Origin of the sequence: Devosia yakushimensis, assembly GCF_030159855.1 — a bacterium.
In the GTDB taxonomy this organism is placed as follows: Bacteria; Pseudomonadota; Alphaproteobacteria; order Rhizobiales; family Devosiaceae; genus Devosia; species Devosia yakushimensis.
Map to the genome: position 1 here is coordinate 26,255 of NZ_BSNG01000004.1, position 14,072 is coordinate 40,326.

General features: G+C 62.2%; 18 protein-coding genes. 6 read left to right on the forward strand and 12 right to left on the reverse strand.

The annotated features are described in order from the left end of the window. Positions 1-269 precede the first annotated feature (269 nt). Both QQL79_RS20625 and QQL79_RS20630 read right to left on the reverse strand, forming a co-directional pair. Positions 270-2,399 (reverse strand): putative bifunctional diguanylate cyclase/phosphodiesterase, encoded by a 2,130-nt coding sequence (locus QQL79_RS20625; RefSeq protein WP_284394025.1) that lies wholly within the window; start codon positions 2,397-2,399, stop codon positions 270-272. Positions 2,400-2,519: 120 nt separating this feature from the next. Next, the gene (locus QQL79_RS20630; RefSeq protein ID WP_284394026.1) at positions 2,520-3,743 is read right to left on the reverse strand and encodes an argininosuccinate synthase; all 1,224 of its coding nucleotides are present in this window, start codon (positions 3,741-3,743) and stop codon (positions 2,520-2,522) included. A gap of 131 nt (positions 3,744-3,874) precedes the next feature. Here QQL79_RS20630 and QQL79_RS20635 point away from each other — a divergent pair, with 131 nt between their 5' ends. The 3 genes from QQL79_RS20635 (at position 3,875) to QQL79_RS20645 (ending at position 6,113) form a co-directional block, all read left to right on the forward strand. Further along, positions 3,875-4,342, forward strand: a complete 468-nt coding sequence (locus QQL79_RS20635) for an Lrp/AsnC family transcriptional regulator (protein ID WP_284394500.1) — start codon at positions 3,875-3,877, stop codon at positions 4,340-4,342. A gap of 216 nt (positions 4,343-4,558) precedes the next feature. Then, positions 4,559-5,206: a LysE family translocator gene (locus QQL79_RS20640; protein WP_284394027.1), complete on the forward strand. Its 648-nt coding sequence runs from the start codon at positions 4,559-4,561 to the stop codon at positions 5,204-5,206. Positions 5,207-5,264: 58 nt separating this feature from the next. Next, positions 5,265-6,113, forward strand: coding sequence for a 23S rRNA (adenine(2030)-N(6))-methyltransferase RlmJ (locus tag QQL79_RS20645; protein ID WP_284394028.1), 849 nt, complete (start codon positions 5,265-5,267; stop codon positions 6,111-6,113). Here the strand turns inward: QQL79_RS20645 and QQL79_RS20650 are convergent, their stop codons facing one another. The 8 genes from QQL79_RS20650 to thpR form a co-directional block, all read right to left on the reverse strand. Continuing rightward, positions 6,114-6,515, reverse strand: a complete 402-nt coding sequence (locus QQL79_RS20650) for a type II toxin-antitoxin system VapC family toxin (protein WP_284394029.1) — start codon at positions 6,513-6,515, stop codon at positions 6,114-6,116. It abuts the gene before it with no gap. Then, positions 6,512-6,742 (reverse strand): type II toxin-antitoxin system Phd/YefM family antitoxin, encoded by a 231-nt coding sequence (locus QQL79_RS20655; RefSeq protein ID WP_284394030.1) that lies wholly within the window; start codon positions 6,740-6,742, stop codon positions 6,512-6,514. The genes QQL79_RS20650 and QQL79_RS20655 overlap by 4 nt, the downstream gene beginning before the upstream one ends. A gap of 65 nt (positions 6,743-6,807) precedes the next feature. Beyond that, a complete protein-coding gene (locus QQL79_RS20660) occupies positions 6,808-7,227 on the reverse strand; it encodes a GNAT family N-acetyltransferase (protein ID WP_284394032.1) in 420 nt (139 codons plus the stop codon). Then, positions 7,227-7,601: a VOC family protein gene (locus QQL79_RS20665; RefSeq protein WP_284394033.1), complete on the reverse strand. Its 375-nt coding sequence runs from the start codon at positions 7,599-7,601 to the stop codon at positions 7,227-7,229. Before QQL79_RS20665 ends, QQL79_RS20660 begins: the two co-directional genes overlap by 1 nt. A 218-nt stretch (positions 7,602-7,819) precedes the next feature. Further along, positions 7,820-9,028, reverse strand: a complete 1,209-nt coding sequence (rlmN, locus tag QQL79_RS20670; protein ID WP_284394034.1) for a dual-specificity RNA methyltransferase RlmN — start codon at positions 9,026-9,028, stop codon at positions 7,820-7,822. A 165-nt stretch (positions 9,029-9,193) separates the two neighbouring features. Beyond that, on the reverse strand, positions 9,194-9,697 hold the full coding sequence (locus tag QQL79_RS20675) for an invasion associated locus B family protein (protein WP_284394035.1): 504 nt from the start codon (positions 9,695-9,697) through the stop codon (positions 9,194-9,196). Positions 9,698-9,784: 87 nt separating this feature from the next. Beyond that, on the reverse strand, positions 9,785-10,306 hold the full coding sequence (locus tag QQL79_RS20680) for an invasion associated locus B family protein (protein WP_284394036.1): 522 nt from the start codon (positions 10,304-10,306) through the stop codon (positions 9,785-9,787). Positions 10,307-10,515: 209 nt separating this feature from the next. Further along, positions 10,516-11,055: an RNA 2',3'-cyclic phosphodiesterase gene (thpR, locus tag QQL79_RS20685; RefSeq protein ID WP_284394037.1), complete on the reverse strand. Its 540-nt coding sequence runs from the start codon at positions 11,053-11,055 to the stop codon at positions 10,516-10,518. Between the two features lie 204 nt (positions 11,056-11,259). Between thpR and QQL79_RS20690 the strand changes: the two genes are divergently transcribed. From QQL79_RS20690 to QQL79_RS20700, 3 genes are all read left to right on the forward strand, one after another. Then, positions 11,260-12,030 (forward strand): Bax inhibitor-1/YccA family protein, encoded by a 771-nt coding sequence (locus QQL79_RS20690; RefSeq protein ID WP_284394038.1) that lies wholly within the window; start codon positions 11,260-11,262, stop codon positions 12,028-12,030. Positions 12,031-12,131: 101 nt separating this feature from the next. Continuing rightward, the gene (locus QQL79_RS20695; RefSeq protein ID WP_284394039.1) at positions 12,132-12,629 is read left to right on the forward strand and encodes a GNAT family N-acetyltransferase; all 498 of its coding nucleotides are present in this window, start codon (positions 12,132-12,134) and stop codon (positions 12,627-12,629) included. Between the two features lie 3 nt (positions 12,630-12,632). Further along, positions 12,633-13,121: a P-loop nucleotide/nucleoside kinase family protein gene (locus QQL79_RS20700; protein WP_284394040.1), complete on the forward strand. Its 489-nt coding sequence runs from the start codon at positions 12,633-12,635 to the stop codon at positions 13,119-13,121. On the opposite strand, the gene QQL79_RS20705 is transcribed toward QQL79_RS20700, so the two are convergent. Together QQL79_RS20705 and QQL79_RS20710 are read right to left on the reverse strand one after the other, a co-directional pair. Next, the gene (locus QQL79_RS20705; RefSeq protein ID WP_284394041.1) at positions 13,102-13,608 is read right to left on the reverse strand and encodes a GNAT family N-acetyltransferase; all 507 of its coding nucleotides are present in this window, start codon (positions 13,606-13,608) and stop codon (positions 13,102-13,104) included. The two genes, QQL79_RS20700 and QQL79_RS20705, sit on opposite strands and share 20 nt — an antisense overlap. A 22-nt stretch (positions 13,609-13,630) precedes the next feature. Next, positions 13,631-13,984 carry a DUF2794 domain-containing protein gene (locus QQL79_RS20710; protein ID WP_370461283.1) on the reverse strand — a complete coding sequence of 118 codons (354 nt, stop codon included), beginning with the start codon at positions 13,982-13,984 and terminating at the stop codon, positions 13,631-13,633. Positions 13,985-14,072 lie beyond the last annotated feature (88 nt).

Below are 14,072 nucleotides of genomic sequence, written 5' to 3' on the forward strand. Positions count from 1 at the left end.
ATTCCGGCCTGCGCCGGAATGACGCGGTGGATGGATGAGTACGTGCCGGTTTCCTACCCGCGTATTTGCCGTGCGCCGCCCACACCCACCGCCGCTTCCCTCGGGCTTGACCCGAGGGCCCCTCCCAATCCGGCACAAGCGGCGAATGGCCCTCGGGTCAAGCCCGAGGGAGGCGATCGTGGTGCGTGGGATTGGGGGCACTCCCACTTTCACTTCGTCATCCAGCACGACGACGCAGCGGGGTGGGTAAATCCCCCCAACACCACTACCTACGACGCCTTCTTCCGCTCGGCTTCGCTCGCCCCCTTCTCGCTCTGCAGCAAATTGGCGAGCGCCGCGGGCGGCAGGGGTGGGGAAAACAAAAAGCCCTGCACTTCCGAACAGCCCTCGGCCCGGACCATGGCCAATTGCTCTTCGGTTTCCACCCCCTCGGCAGTGGTGGACATGCCCAGCGACTGGCCCAGCCCGATCACCGCCCGGATAATCGCCTGGCTGTCCTGCCGGCTGGTGAGGTCGGCCATGAAGGAGCGGTCGATCTTGATCTTGTCGAAGGGAAAGCTGCGCAGATAGGAAAGCGAGGAATAACCGGTGCCGAAATCGTCCATGGAGATGCGCACGCCCATGGCGCGCAGCTCATGGAGTGCCTTGAGCACGCTTTCGCTCTCGGCCAGCAGCAGCGATTCGGTGATCTCCAGCTCCAGCCGCGTTGGCGCCAGCCGCGCTTCGCTCAGCGCGGACTTGACGAGGCCCACAAGGTCCCGGCTCTTGAACTGGATGGGCGAGAGATTGACCGCCACCCGCACCTCGCCCGGCCAGGTCGCCGCCGTCCGGCAGGCCTCGCGCAGCACCCATTCCCCGATCGGCACGATGAGCCCGGTTTCCTCGGCAATGGGAATGAATTCGACGGGGGAAATCGTGCGATCGTCATGGTCCCAGCGCAACAGGGCCTCGACGCAGGTGACCCGGTTTTCCTTGAGGCCCAGCAGCGGCTGGTAGACCAGCCGCAATTCCTGGCGCTGCAAAGCCAGCCGCAACCCGGCCTCGATGGAGCGCCGCTGCTGCAGCGCCGCATCCATCCCCGCTTCGAAGAAATGATAGGTCGAGCGCCCTTCGCTCTTGGCCTTGTAGAGCGCCAGATCGGCATTCTTGACCAGCGTATCGGTCTTGACGCCATCGCCCGGCCCCAGCGCAATGCCCACGCTGACGCCGATCTCGATCTGCTGGCCGGCAATGTTCATCGGCGCCGAAATCGCCTTGATGATGCGATCGGCCACCTTCGCCGCGTCCCCCGCATTGTCCACCGGCCGCATCAGAATGGCGAATTCATCGCCCCCCAGCCGGGCCAGCAGGTCGGTTTCCCGCGTCGTGCCCCAGAGCCTTGCCGAAGCCTGCTTGATCACCTCGTCGCCCACCGCATGGCCCAGCGTGTCATTGACCGCCTTGAAGTGATCGAGATCGAGATAGAGCACGGCCGCCATTTCCCCGCGCCCCAGCCCCGCCTCGGTCTTGGCCATCTGTTCGAGGAATTCGATGCGATTGGGCAGGTCGGTCAGGGCGTCGTGCCGCGCCAGGTGCCGGATGCGCGCCTCGTTCTGGCGCTGTTCGGTAATGTCTTCATGGGTCGAGACCCACCCGCCATCTTTCATCGGATGGTGCTGCATCAGGATGACGCGGCCATTGAGCTCGTGCACGGTCTTGCCATATTCGCGGCGCGCGATCACCTCGCGCCTCCAGATGACATATTCCTCCCGCGTGCCCGATGCGCTCATGCCCACATCGAACAGATGCCCTAAAATATCCTCGAGCTGGGTGCCCGGCTTATGGAAGCGCTCGGGAAGATTGTAGATCTTGATATAGGGCTGGTTGCAGATGACCAGGCGCCCCTTGGGATCGAACATGCAGAGGCCCTGGCTGATATTGTTGACCGCCGCATCGAGCCTGATGTTCTGCCGCTCGAGTTCGAGCTTGCGCTTGGCCACGATTTCGGTGCGCGCGATCTCGTCGGTAACGTCCTCATGCGTCACCACCCAACCCAGCGCGTCCGAATAGATATGGGCGGTTTCAACGATCCGCCCGCCATGCACCACTTCCTGGCTTTTGTAACGGGCCCCGCTGCGATTGCCGAGCAGCTCGGCCGTATAGGCCTCGTAAAAGCCCTGCGCGCCCTGTTCGGGGTGGTTGCCCAGCCGGGCCGAGAGTTCCACCACCTCTTCAAGGCTCATGCCCCGCCGGACCTGATCGAGCCGGAAGCCATAGAGATCGCGCCAGTTCTTGTTCCACATGACGAGGCGGAACTGGGGTGACCAGACGCAGAAACCATAGGGAATATTTTCGAGGGCCGCATCGAGCAGCAGCGCCTCGGCCATCTCGCTCAAGCTGCCCGCGTCTTCTGACCGCACCAGCCGATAACTCCCCCGCCCGCCTGCCCCTGCATTCATGCTGGCGGAAAGCTAGAGTTTTCCGATTAATGACCCATTAAGGGCATCCGCCGGGCCCTGAAAGCCCGGCGGAAAGCTGCATTATTTGCCGGCCTTCTGGTTGCGGGCGGCATAAGTCTTGAGCCGCAGACCATTGAGCTTGATAAAGCCCTCGGCATCGTGATGGTCGTAAGTGCCCGAACCTTCCTCGAAGGTAACCAGGTCCATTGAATAAAGCGAATAGGGCGAGGTGCGGGCGATGACGCTGGCCTGGCCCTTATAGAGCTTGACCGTCACGTCGCCGGTGACGAATTGCTGGCTCTTGTCGATCAGCGCCTGCAGCATTTCGCGCTCGGGCGCATACCAGAAGCCATTATAGATCAGCTCGGCATATTTGGGCATCAGCTCATCCTTGAGATGGGCTTCCCCGCGATCGAGCGTGATCGATTCAATGCCGCGATGGGCCACCAGCAGGATCGTGCCACCGGGGGTCTCATAGAGCCCGCGCGACTTCATGCCGACGAAGCGGTTCTCGACCAGATCGAGCCGGCCCACGCCATGCTTGCCGCCCAGCTCATTGAGCTTGGTGAGCAGCGCTGCGGGCGACAGCTTTTCGCCATTGATCGAGACCGGATCGCCCTTTTCGTAGCCGATGGTGATGACCTCGGCTTCGTTGGGCGCGTCTTCGGGATTGACCGTGCGCTGGGCGACATAATCGGGTGCCGGCACGGCGGGGTCTTCCAGCACCATACCTTCGGACGAGGTGTGCAGCAGATTGGCATCGACCGAGAACGGCGCCTCGCCGCGCTTGTCCTTGGCGATCGGAATCTGGTTCTTCTCGGCATAATTGAGCAGCGCGGTGCGGCTCTGCAGATCCCATTCGCGCCAGGGCGCGATCACCTTGATGGCGGGATCGAGCGCATTGGCGGTCAATTCGAACCGCACCTGGTCATTGCCCTTGCCGGTCGCGCCATGGGAAATGGCGTCAGCCCCGGTTTCCTGGGCGATCTCGACCAGGCGCTTGGCGATCAGCGGGCGGGCAATGGAGGTGCCCAGCAGATATTGCCCCTCATAGACCGTGTTGGCGCGGAACATGGGGAACACGAAATCGCGCACGAATTCCTCGCGCAGATCCTCGATGCGGATATCCTTGATGCCGAACATCTCGGCCTTCTTGCGCGCCGGCTCCAGCTCTTCGCCCTGGCCCAGATCGGCGGTGAAGGTCACCACCTCGCAATTATAGGTCTCCTGCAGCCATTTGAGGATGATGGAGGTATCGAGCCCGCCCGAATAGGCCAGCACGACCTTTTTGATGTCTTTTGCCATGATAGAACGCAGTTCCCTTGGATTACCGGCGGAACAATAGACCAGACCCGGCGCAATGATCTTGCGATTCCATCACGCTGGGCTCATTATCTGGCACAATCTGCCAATTTTGCTTGGACAGGAGACCAAAAATACCAATATCGCTCGATGCCATCGACCGCCGCATCCTCAAGGCCCTGCAGCGCAATGCCCGCATGAGCAATGTCGAACTGGCCAACGAAGTGGGCCTCTCCCCCTCCCCCTGCCTGCGCCGGGTGAGGCTGCTCGAGGAATCGGGCGTCATCGAGCAGTACGTGGCCGTGCTCAACGGTCCCAAGGCCGGCGTGGGGCTGACCGTCTTCGTCCGCGTCTGGTTCAAGACCCAGGATTCCACCATTACCGCCCAATTTGCCGAAACGGTGCGAAAATTCCCCGAAGTGGTCGAATGCTACCTCACCACCGGGGAATGCGACGCCATCATGCGCGTGGTCACGGCGGACCTGCACGCCTATTGGCGCTTCCAGGCCGATTACCTCACCCGCATCCCCAGCGTGCAAAGCGTCAAGACGGATGTGCCCATGGAAACCATCAAGCGGAGTTATGAGCTGCCATTGGCGTGAGGGCATCCCGGGTGCTTGGTTGTTGCCCTCCCTCCCCCTTGAGGGGAGGGCCGGGGTGGGGGTCGTTTGGTTTTGCGCAAGGGCCCGCCGACCCCCACCCTCAATCCCTCCCCTCAAGGGGGAGGGAGACGGATCAAGGTCCCCAAACGCACTCGCTTCCCCACGCCTGGCACGCTATGGCTAATCCCCCCATCCAATTCCCCCGCGGAAAAACCCATGCCCGGCTTCGTTCCCGATCTCCCCGTCATCCTGGCCTTTGCGCTGGCGACTGTGGTTCTGGCCATCACGCCGGGGCCGGACATGGCGCTGCAGCTCAGCCGAGCGATCAATTATGGCCGCGCACATGGCCTGGCCTGCATGGCCGGCGCCATGGCGGGGATCATGGTGCATACCACGCTCGTCGCCCTGGGCATTTCCGTGCTGATCATCGCCGCCCCGCCTTTGTTCCTCGGCCTCAAGATCGTGGGCGCGCTCTACCTGCTCTGGCTCGCCTATCAGGCCGTCGTCCACGGCGGAGGCCTGCGCATTGCCGAGGCCGCCAAGCGTCAGCCAACGCTTGGCCAGAGCTTTGCCACCGGCATCGGCATCAACCTGCTCAACCCCAAGGTCGTGCTGTTCTTCGTGACCTTCCTGCCCCAATTCGTCGACGCACACGATCCATCCGCCACCGGCAAACTGTTCTTTCTCGGCGCCGAATTCGTACTGCTCTCGATCCCGTTGGGCGTCGCGACCGTCTTTGCCGCCGATTGGCTGGCCGCCGCCTTCCGCCACAGCAAATGGGTGGAACGCGCCCTCAACTGGAGCTTTGCGGCCATCTTCACCACCTTCGCCGTGACCATCCTCACCGCACAAGCCCGCCACTAGCCATGATAGTCGCGCTCCCGAAACGGAAAAGTCTGCAACTTTTCCTGGTCACGCTCCGATGAATTACCGCCACGCCTTTCATGCCGGCAATTTTGCCGATGTGGTCAAACACCTGATCCTGGTTCGCATTCTCGACTATCTCAAACGCAAGCAAGCCGCGTTCCGCGTGCTCGATACCCATGCCGGCGTCGGGCTCTATGATCTGGAGGGCGATCAGGCCGAGCGCACCGGGGAATGGCTCCAAGGCATTGCCCGCCTGGTGCAAACCGGTCTGCCCGCCGAGGCGGCGGAATTGGCAAAACCCTATCTCGACAGCGTCAAGGCGCAGAACCCCGATGGGCAATTGCGCTTTTATCCCGGCTCGCCCCTGATCACCCGTTCCCTGCTGCGCGAACAGGACCGGCTCTTTGCGCTGGAACTGCACCCCGCAGATGCCGAGGCACTGCGCGAAAACTTTGCCGGCGATTTCCAGACCCGCGTCACCCATCTCGACGGCTGGGCCGCTTTGGGCACCCATCTGCCGCCCAAGGAAAAGCGGGGCCTGGTGCTGATCGACCCCCCTTTCGAGGAGAAGGGCGAATTCACCCGCATGGTCCAGGGGCTCGTCAAAGGCCACCGCCGCTGGCCCGGCGGGATTTTTGCCTTCTGGTATCCGATCAAGGAGCCGAGCGAAGTGCAAAGCTTCGTCGCCGATCTCAAGGCCACCGGCATTCCAAAAATCCTGCGCATCGAACTGACCATTCGCGCGCCCTCCACCCCGGCGCGGCTTTTCGGCACCGGCATGATCGTGGTCAATCCGCCCTATGCACTGGAAGAAGAAATGAAGCTGCTGCTACCGCCGCTGGCGGAACTCTTGGCCGATGCAGGCCGGGGCGGGTTCAGGATTGAGTGGGTGGCGGGGGAGTAGCTACCAAACGCGGCCGGGCCAGTTTTGCAGCGATGCAATCTCGTCGAACACACTGTCGGCGGAAATCAGCGCGAGCCCTTCCGTCAGCGCGGTAGCGGCGACAATGCGGTCGAAGGGATCGCGATGCGCCCAATCCATTGTCGCGGCCATCAGGCTGGCCTGGGGCGAGATGGGCAGAAGCCGTCCACCCTGCCTGTCCGCCGCCGCAATCAGTTCCGACAGGTGGGGCGCCATTTCCGGCCATTTGCCCAAGCGCACCTTTTGCCCGATTTCATAGAGGCTGATGGCGCTGATCGAAACATCATCGGCAGCCTCGATAGCGGCCATGGCCGAGGCGGAAAGCCGGCCATCTGCTGTAAGCGTCCAGGCCCAGGCATGGGTGTCGAGCAGAATGCGGCTCAATCCGCGCCTTCCCACTCGGCCAGCTCATCGTGGCTCATCGGCTCGAGGAAATCCGGGCCCGGCCCGAGATTTTCCGTCCATATGCCGATCTCGAAACGGCGCTGCTTGATCGGTACGATTTTGACGACCGGCCGCTTGCCCTTGGCGATGACGACTTCCTCGCCCGACAAAGCGGCATCGATGAGCTTGGAGAGATTGGTCTTGGCCGAGTGGACGGTGAATTGCAACGGAGCTTCCTTAGCTAAGTTAGCTACATATAACACATTGCCATCGGCATTTCCAGAAGCCACGGCTAAAGCTTGAATTCGTAATACTTGATCGTGTCCTCTTCTCCGCCAAAGCGGCGATAGAGGCCATTGGCCGCGTCATTATCGAGTTCAGTACCCAGCCATGCCTCTTCGCAGCCCAACTCGCGGGCCCAGGCGAAGAGTTCGGTGAGCATGGCCGTGGCAATACCCTGCCGCAGATAGGCGCTCGCCGTACCGACCTCATCGACATAGAGCTCGGTAACCTTGTCGGGATGGTAATGCACGACGCCCACGCATTGCCCGACGACCAGATCGCCATCGAAAGCCAGCACCATCAGATGCCCTGGCGCATCGAGATAGGCCATGAGCCGGTCCAGCCGCACCGCCTCGTCGAACACATCATCGGCAATATTGACCAGAAGCGGCGCATCGCCGGGCACCATGCGCCGATAGGTGATGGCCATCAGTCCGGCCGAACCTGGCTCATAATGGCCAGCGGCCGCCCTTCATTGTCGGAAAAAAACGCCATCCATTCCTCCAGGCCATCGGCATGGCGATGGATCATATGGGGAGGATCGACAAACACCACGCCCCGGGCCGTCAATTCGGCGTGGCTGGCCGCAATGTCGGACACACGAAAATAGATGACATTGGCCTGCGACGGACCGGCTTCGGCGCTGAGCATCAGCCGCACGCCGCCGCAATCGAAAAAGGCCAGCGGCCCATAGGTGTAAAGATGGGGCATGCCCAAGACATCCCGCCACCACGCCTCGGCCGCCTCGATATCGGCAACACTGCGGCTGAGCTGGCCAATGGCGCCAAATTGGTTTGCTGTCATGGCCTAGCCTCCCCAACATGAAATGCCCCGATGTCATTCCGGCGAAGGCCGGAATCCATGCTGAGAGCTATCCCGCACCTGGATGCTCGCCGCTCGCTACGGACCTGGATCCCGGCCTTCGCCGGGATGACATCGTGGATTATTCATACTTTGAGGCAATTGCGCCCCTCCCCGCAAGGGGGGTGACGACTGAGAGGGTCAGTCAAAAAACTAAACGCTCAGACCCCAGCCAGCGCGTCACGATCTTTCTTGCTCAACCGTTCGCTTTCGCTCTTGAGCTGGCCGCAGGCGGCAAAGATATCGCGGCCGCGCGGGGTGCGGACGGGGCTGGCATAACCGGCTCTATTGACGATATCGGCAAAGCGCTCGATGCGGCTCGAAGGCGAGCAGCCGTAATTGGTGCCCGGCCAGGGATTGAACGGGATGAGGTTGATCTTGGCGGGAATCCCGGCCAAGAGCCGCACCAGTTCGCGCGCATCGGCGTCGCTGTCATTGATCCCGTCCAGCATCACATATTCGAAGGTGATGCGGCGGGCATTGGAGAGGCCCGGATAATTGCGGCAGGCCTCGAGCAGCTCGGCAATCTTCCACTTCTTGTTGATCGGCACCAGCACGTCGCGCAGATCGTCATTCACCGCATGCAGGGAAATGGCCAGCATGACATCGATCTCGCGGCCGGTCGGCTCGATGAATGGCACAACACCGGACGTGGACAAGGTGATGCGGCGCTTGGAAAGGCTCATGCCGTCGCCCGCCGAGGCGATCAGCAGCGCCTGCTTCACATTGTCGAAATTGTAGAGCGGCTCGCCCATGCCCATCATCACGATATTGGTGATGGCGCGGCTTTCGCCACCGGGGACCAGGCCCCCATCGTCCGGCCGGCTGCCGCCGGGGAAATCACCCAGACGCTCGCGGGCCATCAGAATCTGGCCCAGGATTTCGCCCGCAGTCAGGTTGCGCACCAGCTTCTGCGTGCCGGTATGGCAAAACGTGCAGGTCAGCGTGCAGCCCACTTGCGAGGAGACGCACAGCGTCCCGCGGTCTTCCTCGGGGATATAGACGGTTTCGATCTCGACCGGAGGATAGTTCGGATTGGCCGGATCGCGGAAGCGGAACAGCCATTTGCGGGTGCCGTCGGAAGAAACCTGCTCGGAGGCGATCTCGGGACGATCGAGAATAAAGGTATCGGCCAGTTTCTGCCGCACCGGCTTGGCCACATTGGTCATGCGGTCGAAATCGGTGACGCCATTGACATAGAGCCAGTTCCACAACTGGCTGGCCCGCATGCGGGCTTCCTTGTCGGCGGCGATGCCGGCCGTGGTCAGCGCCTCGGCGAGCTGCAGCTTGCTCAGCCCGATCAACGACGGCCGGCTCACCGCCGCAGGGCGGAGGGCAGACGAATGATCGAGATTAAGCGCAATGCTCATGGCAAAGGGGGTCCGGAGCTAACGGGAAACGCGGGCCAATACCATATAGGGCAGCTTTTGGCAAAGTCACGGGCGCGGGAGGCGGCTTTGCTTGGAGCGCAGGAGACCGAGTTCCTCGGTGTCATTCCCGCGAAAGCGGGAACCTCCGTTACCGCGCCCTCGGACCTAGCACCCGCTGCTGATCGACTGCGACGCAGCGGTGGCGCCGGATAGCGAGAACGTCTCCACCACCTTGATGCCGCCCGCCGTGGTGCCTTCAACGGTCAGGCTCGAACCCGCGCGGATGGCGCTGGCCAGGGCTCCGGACTGGCCGGCATCGTCGAGCCAGGCCGCATCGTTCTGGGTGAAGAGGTTGAAACTCTGTCCGCTCACCGTCACCGTCGCCATGCTGTCGGGCTGGAAGGCGAAGCCGGCAACGAGGTTGAATTCATTGGCGACATTCTCGCCCGGCCGGTTGGTGATATAGAGATAGGCCTGGCTATAGCCATCGGGCTCGGGCTGCACATTGGTCGGCTTGGTCATGGCAAAGCACACCGCGCCCGCCCCGTCGCTGGCCGCATAGCTCGACCAGGCGCGATGCTCACCCAGCAGCCGCACCGATTGCGCCATGGCTGCACCGGGCAGCGCCACACTGGCGGCAAGGGCGAGTGCAAAAGCGAGTTTGGTCATTATGGCCTCTTGATATGCAATAGGGGCGAGCCCTCTTTTGGACCCGCCCCAGTTATGGCGTTTCGCCCGAGCCGGGCAATGACAAAATTACTTGCAGGCCGCGTCGATGGCGTTGATCGCTGCCGTCGCGCCCGAAAGGGAATAGGTATCGGTCGTATTGGTGCCGCGCTGGCTGGTGCCCTTGATGACCAGGTTATTGCCCGCCTTGAAGGCCGAGACGAACCCGGCCTCGTCGCCGGTCGAAGCCAGCCAGGCGGCCGAGCCTTCGGTGACCATGGGATAGCTCTTGCCATCCACGGCCGCGCTCGCGCCGGCATTGGTCGTGTTATAGGGATAGCCGATGATCGTCTGCACCTCGTTCTTGGTGCCCATGCCCTTGCGGTGGATGATCATGAAATGGATGGGGTCGCGATTGGCCCCGGCCGGCTCGCTCTTCTGCGGCGTCGCCGACACATAGCAGATCACTCCGCTCGCGTCGGTCGCCTGCCAGGCGGTCCAGGCATTGAAGGTTCCCAGTTCCGTCGCCTGCTGTGCCTGGGCGGCCGGAGCCAGAGCCATGATTGCGGCGACCGCGAGCCCGAGCGTGAGGCCACCGGTTTTCGTCGTCATTGCCAATTCTTTCCTCATCATCAGATCCGGTTGGGAAGAGCTTGCCCGCTTCAACTTGCCCCAACATGGTTACCAAGGTGTCAAACGCCGCCGCATCCGACCGATTTGTCTCAAATGCGAGCCAATCGCGGCGGCAATTTGACACCGGCGCCGTCATAAGCCCCGGTTTGCGCCGTCAGGGTTAACAATGTGCTAACACTTGCGTGACTTCAGGCCGCCAAGGGGTAACTCTGTTCCACCACATAGGGGCCCCCGCCCACCGAGTCCTTGCTCGAATAGAGCACGAACCGGCCCACCGGAAAACTCAGCGGTTCGAACCGCCCCGCCTCGGCCATGAAGCGCGCCGCCTCCCCCGCGCTGCAATTGCGCAACCGCGCCAGCGACACATGCGGCACGAATTTGCGCCCCTCCGGCGGCAGGCCGGCCCGCTGCAACACCCGCTCCTGGGCGGCCTGCAAGCGGCTCAAAGCCTCGTTCATCTCGACCCCGGCATAGAGCGCCCGCGGCTTGTCGCCACCGAAAATACCTAAATGCGTCAAGCGGATGGAAAAGCGCAGCGAATTGGACAGCCGGTCGAGACTATCGACCACTTCATTGGCCGTCTGGTAATCGACATCGCCAATAAAACGGAGCGTGATATGATAATTTTCCGGATCGATCCAACGCGCCCCGGTCAACCCGCCCCGCTTAAGCGAGAGGGCAAATCCCACATCGGCCGGGATTTCGAGGCCGGTAAAGAGCCTGGGCATCGGCTCCTCCTCTGATAGATCAGACAGGCGATTCGCCCGATGACCCTAACACAAGCGCGTCATGTCGCCAGACGAAACGTCGCGGCGCTCCGTTCGGCCTTGTAAACGACTGGCGGGCCATCCATATTGTGCTGCAAGTGGCCAACATAATGCCCACCGGCGGTGCAAAAGGACCGCGCCATCAATTGGGAAAGGAAACCGACTATGGCTGAATATGACCGTCAGACCCTCAATGCGCGGGCCGGCTCGGCCTTGGCCATCGACGAGGGCCTGCGCAGCTACATGCTTCGCGTCTACAATTACATGGGTGTTGGTCTTGTCGTGACGGGCCTGGCGGCCTGGTTTGCCGCCGCTGCCGCCATCACCACCAATCCGGATGCCGCCGTGGGCCAGCTGGCCAATGGCCAATATGTGACCCAGTGGGGCTACTTGCTCTATGCAAGCCCGCTGCAATGGGTCGTGATGCTGGCTCCCCTGGCCTTCGTGCTGGTGCTGAGCTTTGGCATCAACAAGCTCTCCGTGCCCGCCGCACAGGGCGTGTTCTGGGCCTTTGCCGCCATTATGGGCGTGTCGCTGAGCTCCATCTTCCTGGTCTATACCGACGCTTCGATCGCCAAGGTGTTCTTCATCACCGCCGCGACCTTTGGTGCCATGAGCCTTTACGGCTACACCACCAAGCGCGACCTGACCCAGATGGGCAGCTTCCTGTTCATGGGCCTGATCGGCCTGATCATCGCTTCGGTGGTCAATATCTTCATGCAGTCCTCCATGCTCGAATTCGCCATCTCGGCGGTCGGCGTGCTGATCTTTGTGGGCCTCACCGCCTATGACACGCAGAAGATCAAGGAAGGCTATTCGGAGGCCCATGGCGCCGACGTGCTGGCCAAGGGCGCTATCATGGGCGCACTGAGCCTCTATCTCGACTTCATCAACCTGTTCATGATGCTGCTCCGCCTGTTCGGCAATCGCGAGTAAGCCTCAGCTTCCTTGATCGGACGATCAAGGAATTTGGTTGGACGACCGATCGGACCGCATCCTAAAAGGGATGCGGTCCTTTTCTTTTGCCGAGCTCTGCCGTGTCCACCCCCATACTGCGCCCCTTCGCCTGGGCCGACGTGCCCGCCATCACCGCCATCTACCGGCACTATGTGGACAATACCGCGATCACCTTCGACACCGAGGCGCCCAGCGAGGCGGCCATGGCCGAAAAATTCGCCCATCTGATCGCGCTGGGCCATCCCCTGATCGTGGCCGAACAGGATGGCAAAGTACTCGGCTACGCCTATGCCAGCTTCTACCGCCCCCGCGCCGCTTACCGCTTCACCTGTGAGGATTCGATCTATCTCGATCCCGCCGCGACCGGGAAGGGGCTGGGCAAGACCCTGCTGACCGAGCTGCTGGTCCAGTCCCGCGCCTTTGGCTTCAAGCAGATGCTGGCGGTCATCACTGCCGACACGGCCAATTCCATCGCCATTCACGAAAAGTTCGGCTTCACCCATGTCGGCCGCTACGAGGCAGTCGGCTATAAGTTCGACCGCTGGCACGATATCGTGCATCTGCAGCTGTCACTCTGATCCATGACCACGCTGCATCTCATGGTGGGACTGCCCTGCTCGGGCAAAAGTACGCGGGCAAAGCAGCTCGAGGCCGAGCTTGGCGCTCTGCGGCTGACGCCCGACGAATGGCATATTACCCTGTTCGGGAACGACGCGACCGACCCGGACCATGACCGGCGCCATGATGCGGTGGAAGCGCTGATGTGGCGCGTTGCCAGCACGGCACTGGCCAAGGGTGTCGACGTCATCCTCGATTTCGGATTCTGGGCCCGCGTCGAGCGCGAGGATTTTGCCGCCCGCGCCGCCGCCCTGGGTGCGGCGACAAGAATCCACTTCATGGACGTTTCCCGCCAAGAGCTATTGGCGCGCCTGGAACAGCGCAATGCCCAGGCGCCGGAATACGCCTTCATCATCACGGCAGATGACCTGCTGGGCTGGCTGGCGCGCTTCGAGGCGGTGACGGCCGACGAGCTTGCAACGATCGCAGCGATCAGCAGCCAAACTCGGTAGTGCCGCTATATCCCTCATCCAACAGCGTCTTGCGCATGGGATAGCCATTGACCACCCGGCCGCTGGCCTGCGGGCCATCGGCCTGCCAGCCCTGGCTTTGGTAGAAACTACGCGCTGTTCTGGTGCTTTCGAGCCGCCCTTCCCGATGCCCTAGTGCGACAAGCGCGGCTTCCAGATGCGCCAGCATGGCCTTGCTGACCCCGGAAAAACGCGCTTTCGGAGCGACATAATTGAGCGTGATCTTGCCGTCCTGGCTCACGGCGCCGACAGCCAGCACAGCGCCGTCGCGCTCGGCCACGTAAAAATCCTGCTCGGGATTGGCCAGCATGGCGGCAACGCCCGCCTCGCTCTTGTTGCGCGTCCAGGCGGCGATGGCGTACGGCTTTCCGCCATGGTCGGCGACACAGAGTTCAGTGATCGAGGCGGTCAATATCACGCTCATTGCCGGGATGTCGGCCTGCGTGGCGCGGCGAATGGTCAGGCTCATGCGCAGACCAGGACCCAAAAACTCACCCCACCACCACCAATTGCGGATCGAGCACGCGCAGAACCTGGGCCAGGTCGTGCCCGCGCTTGAGAATGCGGCCCTGCTGGTTGGTGACCGAATATTGCCCTTGCCGGTTGCGCAGCTTGGGGGACTTCTCGACGATGAAGAGCGGCCGTTCGGAGACACGGGCATAGATGGAGAACACGGCCCGCTCGCGCAGGAAATCCATGGCATAGTCGCGCCACTCGCCTAAGCTCACCTTGCGGCCATAGACCGACAGGATGAGCATCAGCTCGCGACGGTCGAAGGCGACGATGGGAAGGGCCCTGGCTTGTGGCGCGCTCGCGGGCGCCTCTCCGGAATGGACCAGAGCCAGGCTGACCGACTTGTCATGCGGCGTACGGCCCTGCACCGGTTACGCTCTCTCCGCTTGTCAACGCAATGTCATGATTGCGGTATTTGCG